At 50.6% G+C, this 18,941-nt stretch carries 11 protein-coding genes; 9 read left to right on the top strand and 2 right to left on the bottom strand.

The genetic code is table 11. From position 1 onward, the window contains the following. The first annotated feature begins 15 nt into the window (after positions 1-15). Positions 16-3,468 (top strand): ThuA domain-containing protein, encoded by a 3,453-nt coding sequence (locus BGO59_RS14710; RefSeq protein WP_293684378.1) that lies wholly within the window; start codon positions 16-18, stop codon positions 3,466-3,468. A gap of 36 nt (positions 3,469-3,504) precedes the next feature. Beyond that, entirely contained in the window at positions 3,505-3,882 is a 378-nt protein-coding gene (locus BGO59_RS14705) for a hypothetical protein (RefSeq protein ID WP_293684377.1), read from the top strand. A gap of 85 nt (positions 3,883-3,967) precedes the next feature. On the opposite strand, the gene BGO59_RS14700 is transcribed toward BGO59_RS14705, so the two are convergent. Beyond that, entirely contained in the window at positions 3,968-4,594 is a 627-nt protein-coding gene (locus BGO59_RS14700; protein WP_293684376.1) for a DNA-3-methyladenine glycosylase 2 family protein, read from the bottom strand. Positions 4,595-4,752: 158 nt separating this feature from the next. On the opposite strand from BGO59_RS14700, the gene BGO59_RS14695 reads away from it, so the two are divergent. The 3 genes from BGO59_RS14695 (at position 4,753) to BGO59_RS14685 (ending at position 8,151) form a co-directional block, all read left to right on the top strand. Further along, positions 4,753-5,799 (top strand): sensor histidine kinase, encoded by a 1,047-nt coding sequence (locus BGO59_RS14695; protein ID WP_293684375.1) that lies wholly within the window; start codon positions 4,753-4,755, stop codon positions 5,797-5,799. After that, a complete protein-coding gene (locus tag BGO59_RS14690; protein ID WP_293684374.1) occupies positions 5,780-6,613 on the top strand; it encodes a LytTR family DNA-binding domain-containing protein in 834 nt (277 codons plus the stop codon). The genes BGO59_RS14695 and BGO59_RS14690 overlap by 20 nt, the downstream gene beginning before the upstream one ends. Positions 6,614-6,714: 101 nt before the next feature. Further along, the gene (locus BGO59_RS14685; protein WP_293684373.1) at positions 6,715-8,151 is read left to right on the top strand and encodes a S41 family peptidase; all 1,437 of its coding nucleotides are present in this window, start codon (positions 6,715-6,717) and stop codon (positions 8,149-8,151) included. A 5-nt stretch (positions 8,152-8,156) separates the two neighbouring features. Here BGO59_RS14685 and BGO59_RS14680 read toward each other — a convergent pair whose 3' ends face one another. Next, positions 8,157-9,353, bottom strand: coding sequence for a hypothetical protein (locus BGO59_RS14680; RefSeq protein WP_293684372.1), 1,197 nt, complete (start codon positions 9,351-9,353; stop codon positions 8,157-8,159). Positions 9,354-9,458: 105 nt separating this feature from the next. On the opposite strand from BGO59_RS14680, the gene corA reads away from it, so the two are divergent. The 4 genes from corA to BGO59_RS14660 all read left to right on the top strand — a co-directional run. Further along, positions 9,459-10,613, top strand: coding sequence for a magnesium/cobalt transporter CorA (gene corA, locus BGO59_RS14675; RefSeq protein WP_293684371.1), 1,155 nt, complete (start codon positions 9,459-9,461; stop codon positions 10,611-10,613). 101 nt (positions 10,614-10,714) lie between these two features. Beyond that, positions 10,715-13,240, top strand: coding sequence for a bifunctional UDP-N-acetylmuramoyl-tripeptide:D-alanyl-D-alanine ligase/alanine racemase (locus BGO59_RS14670; RefSeq protein ID WP_293684370.1), 2,526 nt, complete (start codon positions 10,715-10,717; stop codon positions 13,238-13,240). Between the two features lie 272 nt (positions 13,241-13,512). Then, positions 13,513-17,667, top strand: coding sequence for an ATP-binding protein (locus tag BGO59_RS14665; RefSeq protein WP_293684369.1), 4,155 nt, complete (start codon positions 13,513-13,515; stop codon positions 17,665-17,667). Between the two features lie 185 nt (positions 17,668-17,852). Beyond that, positions 17,853-18,941: FG-GAP repeat protein (locus BGO59_RS14660; RefSeq protein ID WP_293684368.1), on the top strand; the 1,089-nt coding region annotated here is incomplete at its 3' end.

Raw genomic sequence — 18,941 nt, 5'->3', positions numbered from 1 at the left:
TAACTTCAATACTTTATGAAACAGCTAGTTAGCATGGCCAGGCTGGTTTTTGTACAGGCGTTTATGCTGGTATGTACAAGCCATCTATGGGCACAAGCGCCCAAACTCAACCTGCTCGTCTTTAGCAAGACGGCGGCTTTTCGGCACCAGTCTATCGAAGCGGGCAAAAAAGCCCTGGCAAAAATGGCCGGAGAAAAAGGTTTCGGTGTCAGTTTTACAGAAGATGCGTCGCAATTCAATGAAGCCAATCTGAAAAAATACAATACGGTCGTGTTTCTGAATACGACTGGCGATGTGCTCAACAACGAGCAGCAAAGTGCTTTCGAACGGTATATTCAGGCGGGGGGCGGCTATGTAGGTATTCACGCGGCCACCGATACGGAGTATGAATGGCCTTGGTACGGGAGTCTGGCAGGAGCGTATTTTCTGGATCACCCCATGCCCAATAATGTGCAGAAAGGGAAGTTTATTGTCGCGCTGAAAAACCACTGGGCTACTAAAGGGATGCCGGATGAATTTGAGCGGACGGATGAGTTCTACAGCTTCAAAAACATCTCGCCCAAAATCAACGTCGTGCTTAAAATCGACGAAAAAACCTACCAGGGCGGTAAAAATGGCGATAACCACCCCATGAGCTGGTACCAGGAGTTCGACGGTGGCCGCGCTTTCTATACAGCGATGGGGCATACCGACGAGACGTTTTCGGAGCCGCTATTCCTGAATCACCTCTGGTCGGGCATTCAGTACACAGCGGGTGGCGATACTCCGAAACCCCTGAATTTTGCGAAAGCACGCCCGGAAGAGAACCGTTTTTCGAAGGTGATTCTGGCCGAAAAACTCGACGAGCCCATGGAACTGAGCGTACTGGGCGACGGTCGGATTCTGTTCATCCAGCGCAAAGGCGAGGTGCGTTTGTATAACACCAAGACCAAAGAGCTGAAAACAATTGCCAAAATTCCGGTCAGTATCAAATACGTCAGCAAGGAAGGGAAGGAGTCGATGGGGGAAGATGGCCTCCTGGGCTTGAATAAAGACCCCAATTTCGCGCAGAATCACTGGATTTACCTGTATTACTCGGTTCCCGAAGAATCGAAGAACGTACTGGCTCGTTTTGACCTGAAAGGGGATGAACTGGACATGACCTCTAAAAAAGTACTTCTCGACGTGCCCACCCAACGCGAAGAGTGCTGCCATACGGGCGGCTCGATTGCCTGGGATAAAGCCGGAAACCTGTATCTGTCGACAGGCGATAATACGAATCCACACGCATCGAACGGATACAGCCCGAGTGATGAACGCGAAGGACGTGGCCCCTGGGACGCTCAAAAATCATCGGCCAATACAAATGATCTGCGGGGTAAAATCATCCGTATCCATCCAGAAGCTAATGGAACCTACACCATTCCTGATGGAAACCTGTTTCCGAAAGGCGCAGCCCAAACTCGCCCCGAAATTTACACGATGGGCCACCGCAACCCTTTCCGGATTTCGGTTGACCAAAAAACGGGCTATGTATACTGGGGTGAAGTGGGTCCTGATGCCGCCAAACCCGATCCGAACCGGGGACCTGCCGGGCACGATGAGGTAGGTCAGGCACGTAAAGCCGGTAACTTCGGCTGGCCGCATTTTGTCGGCGACAATAAAGCCTACAACAAATTTGATTTTGCGACGAATACATCGGGTGAAAAATGGGACGTTAACGCCCCAACCAATAACTCGCCCAATAACACCGGCTTAAAGGTGCTGCCTCCCGCGCAGAAAGCGTTTATCTGGTATCCGTACGATGCCTCGCCGGAGTTTCCGCTGGTGGGTGCTGGTGGCCGGAATGCAATGGCCGGGCCTGTTTTTTACCGCGACGATTTCCAAAACGCTCCCCACGCCTTTCCTGCCTATTATGACCAGAAGCTGATTACCTACGACTGGATGCGGGGCTGGATTATGGCCGTCACGATGGATAAGGATGGTAATTATGTGTCGATGGAGCGGTTTATGCCCAGCTACAAATTCAGCAACCCGATGGACATGGAATTTGCCGATAACGGGGACCTCTATATGCTCGAGTACGGTTCAGGCTGGTTTAGTGCCAACGACGACGCCCGGCTTATTCGGATTGAATACAACGGGGGTAACCGCAAACCCCAGTTGCAGATGGCCGCTAACAAAATGGGCGGATCGGCACCACTGGCCCTAAAACTGAACGCGAAAGGAACGGAAGATGCTGACGGTGATGCATTGACCTACACCTGGAAAGTGGCGTCGAAGAATGGCTTCAGCAAAGTGGTCAATACGCCTGATGCGAACCTGACCTTGGCGAAACCTGGTGTCTATAAAGCTACCCTGACGGTTAACGATGGCAAAGGCGGAGTTGCTACGCAGTCGATGGATATTACTGTCGGGAACGAAGCTCCCGTACTGAGTCTGGATATGCCGGGGGCCAACAAGTCGTTCTTTGTGCCTAATAAACCCTTTGCTTACGATGTGAAGGTGAGCGACAAAGAAGATGGCACATTAGGAAAAGGCATTGATCCTGAGCAGGTAGCCGTCAACATCGATTACCTGCCCGAAGGGTTCGACAAGGTAGCCATTGCACAGGGACACCGTTCGGCCGATGCGGGTGCCTTGCTGGCGACGGGGAAAAAACTCATCGAAGGCAGCGATTGTAAGGCTTGTCATAGTATCAACAAGAAGTCGATTGGACCGGCTTATGCTGACGTAGCGAAAAAGTACAAAGGTGATAACTCGGCGCTGGAGCGGCTGACAAAAAAAGTGATTGCCGGTGGAGCGGGTGTATGGGGTGAAACGCCCATGTCGGCACACCCACAACTCGCTGCGGCTGATGCCTCTGAAATGGTCAAGTATGTGCTAAGTCTGTCGAGCGAGTCTGCTACCAATGCATTACCCGCCAAAGGAAACTACACGGCGAAAATTCCGGCAGGAGACAAAGGCAAAGGCGTGTATATTGTTCGGGCATCTTACGAAGATAAGGGGGCTAAAGGACTGCCATCGCTGCGTTCGGAACAGACGTTTATGCTGCGCAATGCCATGATGGATGCCCACGGGTTCGACACCTATGATAATGTCAACAAAATGTCGTACGGGGGTAATAACCTCGCGATTCCAGCCAAATCGGGCGCGTATATGGGCATCAAACAGGTCGATCTGGCGGGTGTATCGGAATTTCGGGTTATGGCCATGGCACCGAAACCACAATTAAATGCAGTAGGTGGTAAAGTTGAACTACACCTCGATAGCCCGACGGGTAAGTTGATTGGGGAGTCGGCCATGCTGGAGCCATCCGAAAAATTGGATTTCAAACCTAGTCAGCTAACCATTCCCGTCAAGATACCAGCCCCTGCCGACAGCAAGCCCCATGATGTATATCTGGTGTTTGTCAATCCGGCGAAAGCTGCGGGTACGCTCATGGTCGTGATGGGGGCCGAAGCCGTTCTGAATTCGAGTGCGCAATAAATCCTAAATCCGTTTCATATCTAATCAAGTTTAATGATGAAAAAAGTAAGCACAATCCTGTTTCTTTGCTTCCTGTTTGTTTCTGTGAAGGGCTTTTCACAAGCCACGCCACCCACTGATTTCTTTGCGGGTAAATGGGAAATTACGGTGTTTGGTACACCCGATGGCGATGCTAAACTGGTAACCGAACTCGTTAGGAAAGATGGTAAACTGACCGGCGAACTAAAAGACCCAACCGGCAAACGCCCCGAAGCGATCCCCATTACCAAAATTGAAGAGGAAGCCAATAAACTGACCCTCTACTTCGTAGCGCAGGGAATGGATATAAACGTGAACCTCGATAAAGTGGACGATGATCACCTGAAAGGCTCCCTCATGGGCATGTTCGATTCAACCGCGTTGCGAGTGAAATAGTAAAATCAAGCTAGATTTTATAGAACACGGATTCGTAAGATGATTATGATTTGCACAGATTTTAATCCTCTTACGAATCCGTGTTCTATAAAGTGGGTTTCCAGCGCCACAAATACCGGCTCGCCGTGGTGCGGTAGGGGCGCCAGGAGTCCGCAATTTCGTGCAGTACCTTGTAAAGAGCCCGGCCTGTAAGGCCCTGTGTTTGTTCGGGGTAGGCCAGAAGCATCCGCTGCCGAATCACCAGGTCATCGATCGGAAACACATCGGGTCGATCCAGCACAAACATCAGCAGCATCTCTACCGTCCATCGTCCGACACCCTTGATCGGTACTAAATATTGGACAATCTCTTCATCGGTCATGGTGTCCAGATGCGTTCGGGACAGCGAATGGACCAGCGAAAATTCGGCCACGCTTTGCAGGTACTTTATTTTCTGAGCCGATAACCCGGCACTCCGTAATTCCTCCGTTGTTTTCTGAAGCAGCCAATCGGCCTGCGGGTAATTATCTGGAAAAAGGGCACGGAACCGCGCAAAAATAGCATCGGCGGCTTTTACCGAAATCTGCTGTGACACGATGCTTTCAAGCAGGGCCAGATACACATCGTCGGCATAATCATTGAAAACTTTGGGATTGGGCGTTTCGGCAATTAGCCGGGCCATGGTGGGGTCCAGAGAAAGGTGGGCAAGGATAGCGGAATCGAGCGATTGCATAGCCGGTTGACGTGGATAAATCAGCGAACAGTTCAGTAGACAAAGATACGGCCTGGAGGTTGGTTGAAGCGTAAAAAAACGACGGTCTGGATGCATTTCTCAACAGTTCAGCCGCGTTTGCTTTCTCCGTAAAGTCTGTTGAAAGATATTTACGGGCAATGGAAAAACTGAACGATCGGTGGTTGCGTCTGGTCGGCGTACCACTCATTTCAATCGTCTCGAACTTTATCTTTTTTCAGCCCGACAACGATGCCCGGCACATTAGTCGCGGACTAGCGTTGGGGGTGAGCCTGGTCGAATGTGTGCTGGTGTGGGAAGTTGCCCGACTGGGGATTCTACTGGCTCGTGGCCGATACCCCCGGCTGAATCAGACAACATCACGTATTGCCGTACAGGTGAGTTGGTTTGTGGTGACCATGATCATTCAGCGACTCGCGCTTGTCTACGTTTACGACAGAACCCAGTTCTGGGGTTATCCCATGTCGGATCGGGCTTATTGGGTCAACACCCTGATTCCGTTGCTGTTTGTTGTACCCCTGGCTACCATTTACGAAGCCCGTTATTTGTATCGGCAATGGTGGGTGACCTATTACGAAGCCGAGCAACTGAAGAAAGAAGCGCTCCAGAGCCAGCTCGATTCGTTGAAAGCCCAGATCAATCCGCATTTTCTGTTCAATAGCCTGAGCACGCTCTCCTCGCTGGTGGTCGAAAACCCGAAGCAGGCCGAGCGGTTTATCGAAGAGCTGGCTTCGGTGTATCGGTATGTATTACAAACGAACGACCAACTACTCACCACACTAGCCACCGAGCTTCAGTTTATCCGGGCTTATTTTAATCTGCTGCAAATGCGTTTCGGTCGTAGTGTTGAACTGACTGTGAGCATCGAAGACCGATTCAACACCTTGCTTATCCCACCCCTGACGTTGCAGTTATTGGTCGAAAATGCAGTGAAGCATAACGTCGCGTTGCCAACCAAACCGTTGCTGATTCAGATTTATACCGACGAGCGGGGTCTGCTCATTGTTAAAAACACCGTTCGTCGAAAACAGAATATGGTTCCGTCGAACCGGACAGGCCTTTCCAATATAATCACGAAATACCAACTGCTGGGGCAACCGGATGTGGTGATCAGCCAATCCGACGATTGTTTTCAGGTCACTGTTCCACTTATTCAGGAAACACGCCATGACTATACTCATCATTGAAGACGAAGAGCCAACGGCCCGAAAACTTCAGCGGCTACTGCTCGAAATTGACGCTGCCTTGTGCGTGGTGGGTATAACCGGAAGTGTGGATGAATCGGTAGCGTGGTTAGGTACCAACCCACCGCCCGACCTGATTTTTATGGATATTGAACTCGCCGACGGGCAGAGTTTCGAGATACTCAATCAGGTAGCCATAACCAGCCCGGTCATTTTTACGACGGCTTATGATGAATATGCCATTAAAGCCTTCAAGCTCAATAGTATCGATTATCTGCTCAAACCGATTAAAGAGGAGGAGCTTCGGCAGGCGCTGACCAAGCTTCAGGGATTACGGCAGGCGTTGAGTTTATCTGCTGAGCCGGGTAGTGATTCTGGGCTGGAAACGTCCCTGGTCAATCTACTTCAACAGTTCAGACAGGCTGTCGAAACGCCAACTATGTGGGGCAATACGGCTCCTCGCTCACAGCCCATATCTTTCCGGGATCGCTTCCTGATTAAACAGGGGCAGCGACTGTTTTCTGTCCGTGTCAATGAGATTGCTTACTTCTTTAGCCGGAATAAGCTGTCGTTTCTGAAAACCCACGACAGTCAGGAATGGCTCGTTGATTACACCATCGACGAACTGGCCCAGATGCTCGATCCGGAGCAATTTTTTAGGCTCAATCGGCAGGTGATAGCCGCCCTAGACGCGGTTGATAAAGTACATCTGTATTTCAACGGAAAGCTCAAAGTGAGCCTGTTGCCTGCCTACGAGGATGAGGTTGTGGTCAGTCGGGATAAGGCCGGAGAATTGAAGCGGTGGTTGGGTGAATGAAACCGACGATTCGGTCTGCAAAATAGGCTTTTCGGTAGTGGCTTCCTTTTCGGAGAGACGGTTTTCGGCCAGCTTTGCGCCATCATTAAACACAACTACTCATGAACCGAATCCTTCTCTTCAGCCTATTTATCGTCTTGATGCGCTTACCCGTGCTGGCGCAATTGCTTAGTCCCGACCAGCTCCAGGCGGATTTTGCCCGTTTCCGAACGGCACTGTCCGAAGCGCATCCCGAAATGTATCGCTACACGTCAAAGCCTCGTTTCGATTCCCTGTTTGCGGCCACTGCTGCTCAACTGAACAGGCCCATGACGCAACAGGCTTTTTACGTGACGATGGTTCCGTTGCTGGTCGCGCTACGCGATGGGCATATCAAATGGATTGTGTCGGGCCGGGATGAACATTACCCGTTTGCAACGGATAAGCTGTTTCCGCTCAAGCTCTATTTCCTGGGTGATAAGGCCTGGGTCGTTGGAAATTATGGTACAGAGTCGGTTCCGAGCGGGGCGGAAGTGATATCGATCAATGGAAAGCCAATGGTGGCTATTATTGAAGCGCTTTTACCAAACATGACGTTTGCCGACGGTGACCGCATTGGGGGTAAACTGGAAGATCTGAATCGATACTTTTCAGGCTATTACGCTACATTTATCGGTGCGCCCGACACGTTTCAGGTCGCTTATCGGGTGGGAATGGAACAGAAAACCGTAACCCTGGCTCCCGTTACGGAGTCGATCATTAACGCGTATCATGAACAGCACAAAAGCAAGGCCCAGAAACCCTTTCGGCTAACCCTGTCGGAAAATCGTACAGCCGTGATGACCATCGAACGATTCTGGAGCGAAAAAAACGAACAGGACTTTCGGCAGTTTTTAAGCGAGTCGTTTCGCGAAATCAAGCGGCAGGGGGTGCAGCATCTGGTGCTTGACCTGCGCAATAACGAGGGCGGAGAGGAGTCGTGGGGCGTCGAACTCTACAGTTACCTGGCCAGCCAGCCGTTTCGCTACTACGATCATATTAGTGTCCGCCAGAAGAAACGATTCTCATTTCCGGCCTGGTCCTCGAAACTCTACCGGATGGCCAGGTTTATAGTCGTTAAGAAACGGGGTGATGGCTACGTATTTACCCACCATCGGGGCTTACGAACGACGAAACCCAAAGCGGATGCCTACGCTGGAAAGCTGTATGTTCTGCTCAATGGGAACAGTTTCTCGGTAACTACCGAATTAGCGGCCCGAATCCATGCCGACAAGCGGGCTGTATTTATTGGGCAGGAGAGCGGGGGAGGGTATAAAGTAAACAGCAGTGGGCTATTCGCCGTTACACAGTTGCCGAATTCAAAAATTGACCTGGGCATTGGTATGTTTGGTTTCAACATGGCTAACGTGTCGGCCTATCCACATACCGATCGGGGGATAATTCCCGATCACCTCGTAGAACCTACGGTTGAAGATATACTTACACAGCAGGATCGGATTATGGAGTACACGCTGAACTACATTCGTACTCAGACTGCTACCTTAACGAAAGAACAGTGATGGTATCAATCGCGCTGGTAATGAGTGCGTAATCGGCGGGCTACATCGTCCACTAATTCGTCGCGCACGTTGCTGTAGAGTTGCCAGCGGGAAGGGGCGAAGAGGCTCGCTGATTTCAATGACTGTCCATTCAGTGCCCGGTTGTCGCCCGTAAACGTCTGCCATTCCGTTTGCCAGCTTTGACTTTCGCTAATGGGGTCATCCCAGATCACCTTGCCCGTCTGCGTGTCGATGGCCCGAATCTGTAGTGTAAGGCCAGTGGTAATTGTTCGTACGTAGGTTGTTAAGGTGCCGCTGACTTTCTGCATGATGTCGACTTTGGTCGAGTCGTTGATTTTTTTCTCGCCCACTTTATATGACTGATTGCTATACACGGTGGCCGACGATGAGGTGACAGCTTCGCGGTAGGGCATATAATCGGTTACCTGCATCTGCACCGCCTGATGGATTGGAAAACCATCCCCCACTATGGGTTCACCGATAGATCCCTCTATTGGATACAGCTGTACGAACGTCGACGGCCTGGTATTCTGGCGAATCTTTCGCAAGATCAAGGTTTGTAACTCCTGATTGTCCGATCGGTCCAGTTCGCGCGTGGGGCCGAGGGGCTCAACAACAACCCGAAGAATCGCAAACTCGAAGGCTTCGGCAGCTTTGGCCTTTGCCTGGCGATAATCAGGTACCCAGTCGCTGGCTTTCAGGTAATTCTGGTACGCATCTTTAGCCGCTAATCGATTCTCTTCCCGGTAAATAAACGCCTGTTCGGCCACATCGTAGCGGTCAGCGGCTGCCAGTTGGCGTGTATCCTGCTGGCGGTCCTGATACGAAACGGGGTAGGAGGCCAGCCAGTCGGAACAGGTCGTACACGTTGAATCGTAGGCACGACGCGCATTGTCGGTCAGGGACTGAAGCTGCTCATATTCACGGTAGACCTTTTCCCAGCGGAACGAATCGGTGTCGCCTGTTGTCGACAGCTTCCGGATGGCTGTCTGATGCGCTTCATAGGCCCGAACAAATGCCTGTTTAATCACATCAGCAGCCAGCCGATGCCCTCGTTTCGTCAGGCCGGGGCCTTGCTGAAGCCGATATGAGGCTCGTTTGACGGCCAGGTCGTAATGACCGTGCCGTAAGGCCGTTTGTCCGCTGCTACAAGCGAAGAAGAGCAAAGGACCTAAAAAGAGGAGCAGAACCGGGCGGAACATACAGGTAAGATACGATTTTTTGAACAGTTGACAACGCTGCGAGTAGTTGGTTTATCTTTGACACCAAAATAAAGCTGACCGTTGGGATGGCTGTCTGAATAATCTATGTCGAAACGTCGACGCAACCGCTCAGCGGAGAAACTGCTGGGCACATCACCGGGAACGCTTACCTATGTGGGCGTTGACATTGAACACGCGACCAAAATCAAGCGGATCGAATACAATGCTACTGACTATCGGATCGATGAGCGCAGCAAGCTGAGCGCCTGTCGACTGCCGGGTTTGTCAACGCCTTATGTAAACTGGATCGACGTTGACGGCATTCACGAGCCTAAGGTGGTGGCTGCGTTGGGGCATCAGTATCAGTTGCATCCCCTGTTGCTCGAAGATGTACTGAACACCGATCAGAAGCCTAAAATTGACACCTACGATGCGCAGTCGGCCAACGGTGATGGCAATGGCGATAAGCAAACCAGCGATGGGGTAAAGCTGGCCAGTCCTGTAAGTCCGGTTGTATTTGTGACGCTTAAGATGTTACACCATAGTCGGCAAAAGCAGGAAATCGATGTCGAACATGTGAGTCTGGTGCTCGGCAAAAACTACCTGATCTCGTTTCAGGAAGAACGAACCAGGGATATTTTTGAACCCGTCATCGACCGGATCAAAGCCTCATCCGGCAAAACCCGGCGTAATGGGGCCGATTACCTGCTTTATGCGCTGATGGACGTTATCGTAGACCATTACTTCCTGATCACCGAACGGATTGGGGAAAAAATGGACGAATTGGAGGAGCAGCTTGTGCAGGAGCGGGTTACACAACAAACATTGGCTTTTCTATACACGCTTAAACGCGAACTATCGGTTATTCGAAGGACCATCTACCCCGTACGTGATATTGTAAACACCCTGCTGCGGGAAGAGTCAGACCTGATTCAGCATAATACAGTACCCTACCTGCGCGACCTGGCCGACCACATGAACCAGGTCATTGAAACCCTGGATTCGTACCGCGAATTGATTTCGGGCATGATGGATGTGTATTACTCCATCGTCAGTAATCGCATGAACTCGGTCATGAAAACACTGACTATTTTTTCAGCGATTTTTATGCCCCTGACGTTCATCGTAGGCGTGTATGGGATGAATTTTGAGAACATCCCTGAGCTGCACACAAAGAATGGCTATTTTGTGGTATGGGGCGTGATGGTGGCCGTGACTGTCGGTATGGTCGTTTACTTCCGACGACGGGGCTGGATGTAGGTAGTAGTCATTTTGAGGTCATTGATCGTTATTCGGTCGTCATTTGTTGTAATGCAGGCGCAGATGGGGCTTTGCCGGATGATGGAGATTTAGTAAAAAGTATGAAAACGAAGTTATTTCAATTAACCAATAAGCAGTGGCTGACCGATTCGCGGCAGGTGACGGGCAACGCTGAAGAGGCCGTGTTTTTTGCGATCCAGGGTGAACATCACAACGGGCATGATTACATCGGTGAATTGTACCGGAAAGGGATTCGTCAATTTGTCGTCGAGCGGTCGGCCTTGACGCCGGAGCGCCGGGCTGAATGGCTCGCATATGCTGATGCGACGTTTGTGGAGGTAGATAGCAGCCTGCAAACGCTACAAACCCTGGCGGCCGAACATCGACGGCAGTTTCATATACCCATTATTGGCATAACGGGCAGCAACGGCAAAACTATCGTGAAAGAGTGGCTGGCTCAATTGCTCGAAGGTGGGGCGTCGGATCAGCCGTTTGTCATTGCCAAAAGTCCCAAGAGCTATAACTCCCAACTGGGTGTCCCTCTGTCGGTACATGAGCTGGCCGACAATCATACCCTCGGGATTTTTGAAGCGGGGATATCCAAAGCGCACGAAATGAAAGCGCTGGAAGCCATTATTCATCCAACGATTGGCATCTTTACCAATGTCGGAACCGCGCACGACGAAGGATTTCGAACCCGGAAGCAGAAAATTGCCGAGAAACTTCGGCTGTTTATCCATGCCGACACGCTGATCTATTCGACCGATTATACGGAAATTGATGAGGAGATAAACCTACTTCTCAAGGCCGTTAATCCCGATATGCGGCTGATTACCTGGTCGTTGACGGGTCGTAAGGCGGTCTGTCAGGTAGCCGTTCAGGCGGATCGGTTACGGTTGACAAAAGATGGGCAGACCTATTCGCTGAGATTGCCGTTTACCGATCCGGCTTCGGTCGAAAACCTGATTCATTGTCTGGTCACGATGCTAGTGTTGCGGCCTTGGTCGACCGATGAACTACAAAGCCGCCTGAATCGGCTCCGGCCCGTGTCGATGCGGCTGGAGCAGAAAGAGGGTATCAATAACAGCATCCTGATCGACGACTCGTACAACAACGACGTAGCCGGGCTGAAACTGGCCCTTCGTTTTCTGAATCAGCAAAATCCACGTGATCGCCGGGTGGTTATTTTGTCGGATGTATTGCAGTCGGGCCAACCGGAGGATGAACTCTATGCGCTGGTCGGGAATCTGATGCAGATACACGATGTGGCCCAATTTGTTGGTATTGGTCCCGTGGTTAGCCGAAACGCTCACTTTTTTGCTGATACTAGCCTGTTTTATCCAGACACAGAGGCATTTCTGAATCAGTTTCCGTTTTACGACGTACGCGACAGTACCGTACTGGTCAAAGGGGCCAGACCGTTCTCGTTCGAACGAATTGTAGCCCGACTGGAGCGAAAAGTACATGGAACCGTACTTGAAATCAATCTGGATGCCTTAACACACAACCTGAATTATTACCGTGAAAAAGTAGGGACCGATACCAAAATCATGGTCATGGTCAAGGCGTTTGCGTATGGTAGCGGGAGCGCTGAAGTAGCTCAACTGCTTCAGTTTCACCGGGTCGATTACCTCGGCGTAGCGTATGCCGATGAAGGTGTGATACTCCGGCAGCATGGCGTACACCTGCCCATTATGGTCATGAATCCGGCTCCTGAAACCTTTTCAACTTTGCTCGAATACCAGCTTGAACCCGAAATCTACAGTATGCGTCTGTTGCGGGAGTGGGGCACTTTTGTGGGTAGGAACGTGCAACCGGGATCCGGGAGCAGCGAGCAGGATACACTGTCTAAGACTGCCCCCGCCCGGCTCCCAGCTCCCGGCTCCCTGCACCTGAAAATCGACACGGGGATGCACCGACTTGGGTTTCTGGAGGAGGAGATACCCACCGTTGCTCAGTATATCCGGCAACATCCGGCTATGCGGGTGGCAACTGTATTCAGCCATTTGGTAGGGTCGGATGATGCCCAGTTCAATTCGTTTTCAAAGCAGCAATACGAAACCTTTTTACGCTCGACAAGCATCCTGGAAGCCGAGTTGGGGTATCGGCCTACCCGTCATCTGCTCAATTCAGCAGGCATTGTTCGCTTCCCCGATTATCGGCTGGATATGGTTCGGCTGGGAATTGGCCTGTACGGGGTTGAAGCGAGTGGTATCGATCAATCGGCTTTGCACACCGTGGGTACGCTGCGGTCTGTAATCAGCCAGATCAAAACTGTACGCGCTGGTGAATCGGTAGGCTATAGCCGCCGTGGCGTACTGGACCACGACGCCCGGATTGCCACCATTGCCATTGGCTATGCCGACGGATTTGACCGACGGCTTGGCAATGGAAGGGGCGATGTGTGGGTGAACGGCACCCGCTGCCCAACGGTTGGCAATGTGTGTATGGATATGACCATGATCGACGTAACGAAGGCGCAGGCAAACGAAGGCGACGAGGTCACGATCTTTGGTGTTGAACTCCCTATTACCGACCTCGCCCGGTCTATCGAAACGATTCCCTACGAAATCCTGACGGGGATTAGCGAGCGGGTCAAGCGGGTGTTCTTTAAAGAAGGAAACTAACCAGACGGAACAGCCTTAGTTATACAAAGTACCTTTGAAAGCCCTGAAAATGGGCTTTTTTTATGGGTAATCGGATAGCTTTGTCTGTCTTATAGATAAGCTAACTAGCCTGGCCGATTCTATGTTGTTCATATAAACTGATGGTAAAGTTTAACTATGCTGGAAACCAATTGGTTAGTGTGTAGTACAACAAATTGGCAAAATTTCATGGAGTATACTTTAGTATTGAAGTAATGAGCATGTTTTATACTTTAGGGAGAAATTTGCTTTGTATGCGTTTCTTCTTTTTTTACCTCTTACTAGTTCTGTTTATTTTTCCTGATACTATACATGCGCAGCAAAAAGGCTGGCAGGAGTTAACCATTTCGGAAGGACTCTCGCAGGGAATGGTTTTTGATATAAAACAGGATCGGAATGGCTTTATTTGGATAGCAACGAAAGAGGGGCTGAATCGCTACGATGGATACAATTTTAACGTGTTTACCCATGATCCCTATAACCCCTACAGCATTTCCGATAATGTCTGCTCGGCTTTATTGCTGGATCGACATAATCGGCTCTGGATTGGTACCCTCAATAAAGGCCTTGATCTTTACGATGAACGGACTCAGCGGTTTTTTCATATCGACATCCGGGATCAAAAAGTGCTGAATGGTACCAGTTTTGACGTGAAAATATTGGCCGAAGATCCCGAAGGAAATATCTGGGTAGGTACCGGAACAGGCCAGCCCATCAAGATTACACTGCCAGCATCTCTTCAGCAGGGCTTCCCTGACCAGCCCGATTTTACCGATCAGGTTCAACTCACCCCACTCCAACTTGCCAGTAAGGTATCGAACAGCCTCAATCTGGATTTCAGCTTTAAACCGAATGGTGAAGCCTTGACAGCGCTCAACAACGGCATTTATACGTTCAACTGGAAAAAACCGATAGGACTCACAAAATATAACCTGTTTCAGAACGAGCCCTCCGATATTTTCGATTTTTATTACGATGTCCGACACGATTTTCTGGTCATCAGTACGAGTCATCAGCTCAAGTGCTGGTACAAAGGCGTTCAGAAAACCATTGCCCTTCCGCTCAGTAGTGGCCAGGGCGTAAAAATTAAACCGATCGATGCCAACACGATTGCCCTTTCGGTTGTTAGTCATCTCTGGCTCTTATCGCCTGAAGCACTTTTCAGCAAAGACAGCCTGACCGAACAGAACGCCTATGTGACCTTTCCGCCAAATTTATACGCCATTACAAAGATAATGACGGATAATACCGGAAATCTATGGATAGGAACCAGCGGCTATGGCCTTCGCAAATTCAATCCACGCGTCAACCAGTTTCAGTCATACCTGCCCCAAATCTCGTTATCACAGCTCTACATTGATCGGCAGGGCCGCACGTATGGCCGTAGTCAGGATGCTTATGGGCTCATTGATCGGCAATCGAATCGATTGTTGCCCTTTCTGGACAATAGACTGTCCGAAGCCGATCGAAAGCAAAGCTTTATCATGCAGGACCGTCAGGGTATTTTCTGGGTATCTAACACCAATTACCGAACCCAGGAGCCAACCCTATTCAAGTTTTCCAGCAACTGGGACCTACTCAGAAAGTATCCGTTACCGACCGGAATCAAATTTGGTTCCTGGGTGAACCAGACCCTGGAGGACCCCGACGGCAAGCTGTGGATAGGCGCTTTGAAGGGGAAACTGCTTCGCTTTGACCCAAAAACTGAAGCTTTTCAGGTTTTTAATTATTTGCCTCATAGCCATGACGAAATAGACACCTACGCGTTGCTGCGTGAGCCTGATGGTACCTTCTGGATCGGTATGCAGCAGGGACTGGTTAAAGCTGAGCATCTGCTCACAAAGCCAACCTATACTCATTATAAAAACTCAATCACCAACCGGCAAAGCCTGAGTAATGACTTCGTATTAAGTCTGGCCAACGATCCGAATGAGCCAGATCGGTATTTGTGGATCGGGACCAAAGGAGGGGGACTGGAAAGGCTTGATAAACAGACCGGGCTATTTACTCATTTTACCGAAGCACAGGGGTTACCCAATCGGGTGGTGTACGGTATTTTGAGCGATGAACGTAAAAATCTGTGGCTTAGTACCAACAAAGGATTATCCCGATTCAATCCCAAAACTCTTGTTTTTCGAAACTATACCAAGGCCGATGGCTTGCAGGATGACGAATTCAATACCGGTTCCTATTTTAAAAGTTCAGCGGGTGAGTTGCTATTCGGTGGGGTCAATGGCATAACCCGCTTTCGTCCGTCGTCGCTGCTTGGCCGGGCTAATCAACGACCGAAGCTGATAATTACCGGCCTGAAAGTGAATAATAACAAAGTAGAGGCAGGTGACCCGACATCCATTTTAACAGAAAGTATCGAGCTGACGCGGGAACTTAACCTGAAACACGATCAAAACCTGTTGACGTTTGAGTTTGCCGTTATGGATTATACCAATGTGGGTAAAAATCGCTTCCGATACCGGCTCGAAGGCATTGACCAGGACTGGGTAGAAGCCGGTACCAATCGGTTTGCTAACTATGCCCAGCTACCGGATGGGAAATACACCTTGAACGTGATGGGCTCTACCGACGGGGAGGTCTGGAGCGACCTGGTTACCTTACCGATTCGGATATACCCTCCATTCTATCGAACCTGGTGGGCCTATCTCGGGTATACGATTCTACTGGCCATTGCCGTCTGGCAGCTTTATCGCTTTCAGCGACAGCGGCTGCTGCTCCATCAGCGATTACTGTATGAACAGCAGGAAGCCGGTCGACTGGCCGAACTGGATACGTTAAAAAACCAGTTCTTTACCAATATTTCCCACGAAATCCGAACACCATTGACGTTGATTGTGGGCCCTGTCGAACAGATGGCTAAGGAGTTCAGCCGCGATACCCGGTTTGCATTGCTGAAACAAAATGCTAACCGATTACTGAGTCTGATCAATCAGTTGCTGGATATCAGTAAACTAGAGGCTGGTCAGTTAAAGCCAGAGCTGATTTCGGGCGATGTAGCGACCTTTCTACGGGTGTTGGCCAGTTCGTTTAAATCACTGGCCGAGAGCCGTCAGATCGAGTTTGCGTTTTGGCAGGACATAGAAAACTACTGGGTCTGGTACGACCAGGACAAGCTGGAAAAAATTGTGACCAATGTGCTGTTAAATGCCTTCAAATTTACGCCACCTGGTGGGAGTGTTCGTATGGAGTTGAAACACCACAGCGATAGGATTTTTATTTCCATTGAGGATACGGGTATTGGTATAGCGCAGCAAAAATTACCTCGCATTTTCGACCGATTCTATCAGGTCGACGGTAACGTAAATCGATCGCATGGAGGAACGGGTATCGGCTTAGCACTGGTTAGAGAACTGGTGAAGGTGCTGGGCGGTACAATTTCAGTGGACAGTACAGAAGGGGTAGGCACCACGTTCAGGCTAGCGTTGCCGATACGGCCTGTTTCGGAAACGGAGGCTGCTCTGTTGCCAGATGCCAGCCTGCCAACTGATACGGTCGGCAGGTCTGTACCTACGCCACGCCAACAAGTCGACACGGAAAATGTTAGTGAAGAGGGGCGTGTAGGGGCGTTTGATTCACAAGAGAATGCGAAAAAAATGCGGGGATCGAAGCCGACAGATGCGCCCGAATCCGTTCTGTTGATCATTGACGACAACCCGGATATCCGTACCTATGTGCGCGGAATTTTTGAGCATGAGTACCAAATCCTGGAAGCAGCTGATGGCCAGCAGGGGCTCGACATGGCAACAGCATCGATCCCTGACCTGGTTATCTGCGACCTGATGATGCCCCGGCTGGATGGCTTTGGCTTTTGCCGCGCGTTGAAATCACAGATGGCAACCAGCCATATTCCGGTGGTGATGCTGACAGCCAGGGCTACCGTCGAAGACCGAATTGAAGGCTTTGAGCTGGGAGCCGACGAGTACCTGACCAAGCCTTTTAACCAGATCGAAATCCAGGTACGGGTCCGAAACCTGATCCGGCAACGGGAACGACTCGGACAGTACTTTCAGGAGCGGTTGGGACTGGTGCCCGCCCCGGTTCGAGTCGATGAAGACCTGATCAGGAAGGAAAATAATTTTTTACAGAGTGTACAGGCTATTGTTGAGGACCAGTTGACCGACCGGAGTTTTGATGTTGAACAACTGAGCGAACGCCTTAACCTGAGCCAGCGCCAACTGGTACGAAAACTGAAAGCACTGACTGGCCAAACGGCCGTAGAGTTTATTCGAAACTGTCGGTTGGAACGGGCTGCTACACTAATTCAGGAAGGACAGTTGAGTGTTTCCGAGGTAGCTTATCAGGTAGGCTTTGAAAGCCTGTCCTACTTTACCCGGAGTTTTCAGGAGAAATTTGGTGTGTTGCCATCTGCTTACGTTGCCGATCAGGAAAAGACCTGATTCGTAACGGATGTATGGTATTAAGTACGTTAAGGCCCCGTCAGGGGCCTGTTTTTTTGTGTATTTATAGAGGATGTCCAAAATGAGCAAAAGAATGTCTGAAATGGGTTAACAGCCAGGGGCTGATAATCAAGAGTTTTGAGGTAGTCAATACAGGCTATCTACTTACAAGAATTTCGTCTTCGATGTATCATTTCTACCCCCGATCAACGACTCGTTTTAGCCAATCTCTGGCTGTGATTGTTGACTTCTGTCGAGCCAATCGTAGCCGTCCGGGAGGGCTCTACCTCCTGGCGTTCTTGCTGTTTTTATCGAACCGGGGTCTGGCTCAGGACTGGAACCAGATCATCAAAACAGCAGCTTCGGACCGACGCACGCTTACCTCACTTGGTCGGACGGCTAGGGATTATTTTGGTTATTCGGTCGCCATTGATGGCGACTATGCGGTGGTGGGCGCTTACGGAGATAAAGAGGATGCTTCAGGCGGTAATCCGCTCCAGAATGCGGGCTCAGCCATCGTTTTCAAACGGGTGAACGGCACCTGGACCCAGATTAAAAAGCTGGTCGCCAGCGACCGCGCGGCTGGCGATGAATTTGGCTTTTCAGTAGCCATCAGTGGAGGCCTGATTGTGGTCGGTGCTGATGCGGACGATCAGGACGCTTCGGGTGGTAACACGATCACGGATGCGGGTTCGGCCTATGTGTTCAGTCAGAATCAGGGGGGCGCCGATAACTGGGGGCAAGTTAAAAAGATTGTCGCCAACGATCAGGGGGCTGAGGATCTTTTTGGCCTTTCGGTGGCTATCAGCGGGAACTTGATTGTAGTGGGTGCCTACCAGGAAGATGAAGATGCATCGGGTACGAATACGGTCACCGACGCGGGTTCTGCCTATGTGTTCAGCCGGAATCAGGGTGGTACGGATAACTGGGGGCAAGTTAAAAAGCTGGTGGCCAGCGACCGGGGTGCTGGGGATCTTTTTGGTAATTCGGTGTCTATCAGTGGGAGCCTTATTGTAGTGGGTGCTTATCGGGAAGACGAAAATACTTCGGGTACAAATACGATCACGGATGCTGGTTCAGCTTATGTGTTCAGCCAGAATCAGGGGGGGGCAGACAACTGGGGGCAGGTCAAAAAACTGGTTCCCAGCGACCGGGGGGGTAACTATTTTTTTGGCTGGTCGGTGTCCATCAGTGGGAGCCTGATTGTGGTGGCGGCTAGTCGGGAAGAAGGTGCGTCAGGGGGCAACACACTCACCGATGCGGGGGCCGCTTAT

Origin of the sequence: Spirosoma sp. 48-14, from assembly GCF_001898575.1 — a bacterium.
Taxonomy (GTDB): domain Bacteria; phylum Bacteroidota; class Bacteroidia; order Cytophagales; family Spirosomataceae; genus Spirosoma.
This window is presented reverse-complemented; position numbering and strand designations above follow the sequence as displayed.

Bases quoted from the DNA above. Each gene is read 5' to 3' on its own strand.
- BGO59_RS14710 (WP_293684378.1), top strand. From the start codon at position 16: ATGAAACAGCTAGTTAGCATGGCCAGGCTGGTTTTTGTACAGGCGTTT.
- BGO59_RS14705 (WP_293684377.1), top strand. From the start codon at position 3,505: ATGAAAAAAGTAAGCACAATCCTGTTTCTTTGCTTCCTGTTTGTTTCT.
- BGO59_RS14700 (WP_293684376.1), bottom strand. From the start codon at position 4,594: ATGCAATCGCTCGATTCCGCTATCCTTGCCCACCTTTCTCTGGACCCC.
- BGO59_RS14695 (WP_293684375.1), top strand. From the start codon at position 4,753: ATGGAAAAACTGAACGATCGGTGGTTGCGTCTGGTCGGCGTACCACTC.
- BGO59_RS14690 (WP_293684374.1), top strand. From the start codon at position 5,780: ATGACTATACTCATCATTGAAGACGAAGAGCCAACGGCCCGAAAACTT.
- BGO59_RS14685 (WP_293684373.1), top strand. From the start codon at position 6,715: ATGAACCGAATCCTTCTCTTCAGCCTATTTATCGTCTTGATGCGCTTA.
- BGO59_RS14680 (WP_293684372.1), bottom strand. From the start codon at position 9,353: ATGTTCCGCCCGGTTCTGCTCCTCTTTTTAGGTCCTTTGCTCTTCTTC.
- corA (WP_293684371.1), top strand. From the start codon at position 9,459: ATGTCGAAACGTCGACGCAACCGCTCAGCGGAGAAACTGCTGGGCACA.
- BGO59_RS14670 (WP_293684370.1), top strand. From the start codon at position 10,715: ATGAAAACGAAGTTATTTCAATTAACCAATAAGCAGTGGCTGACCGAT.
- BGO59_RS14665 (WP_293684369.1), top strand. From the start codon at position 13,513: ATGCGTTTCTTCTTTTTTTACCTCTTACTAGTTCTGTTTATTTTTCCT.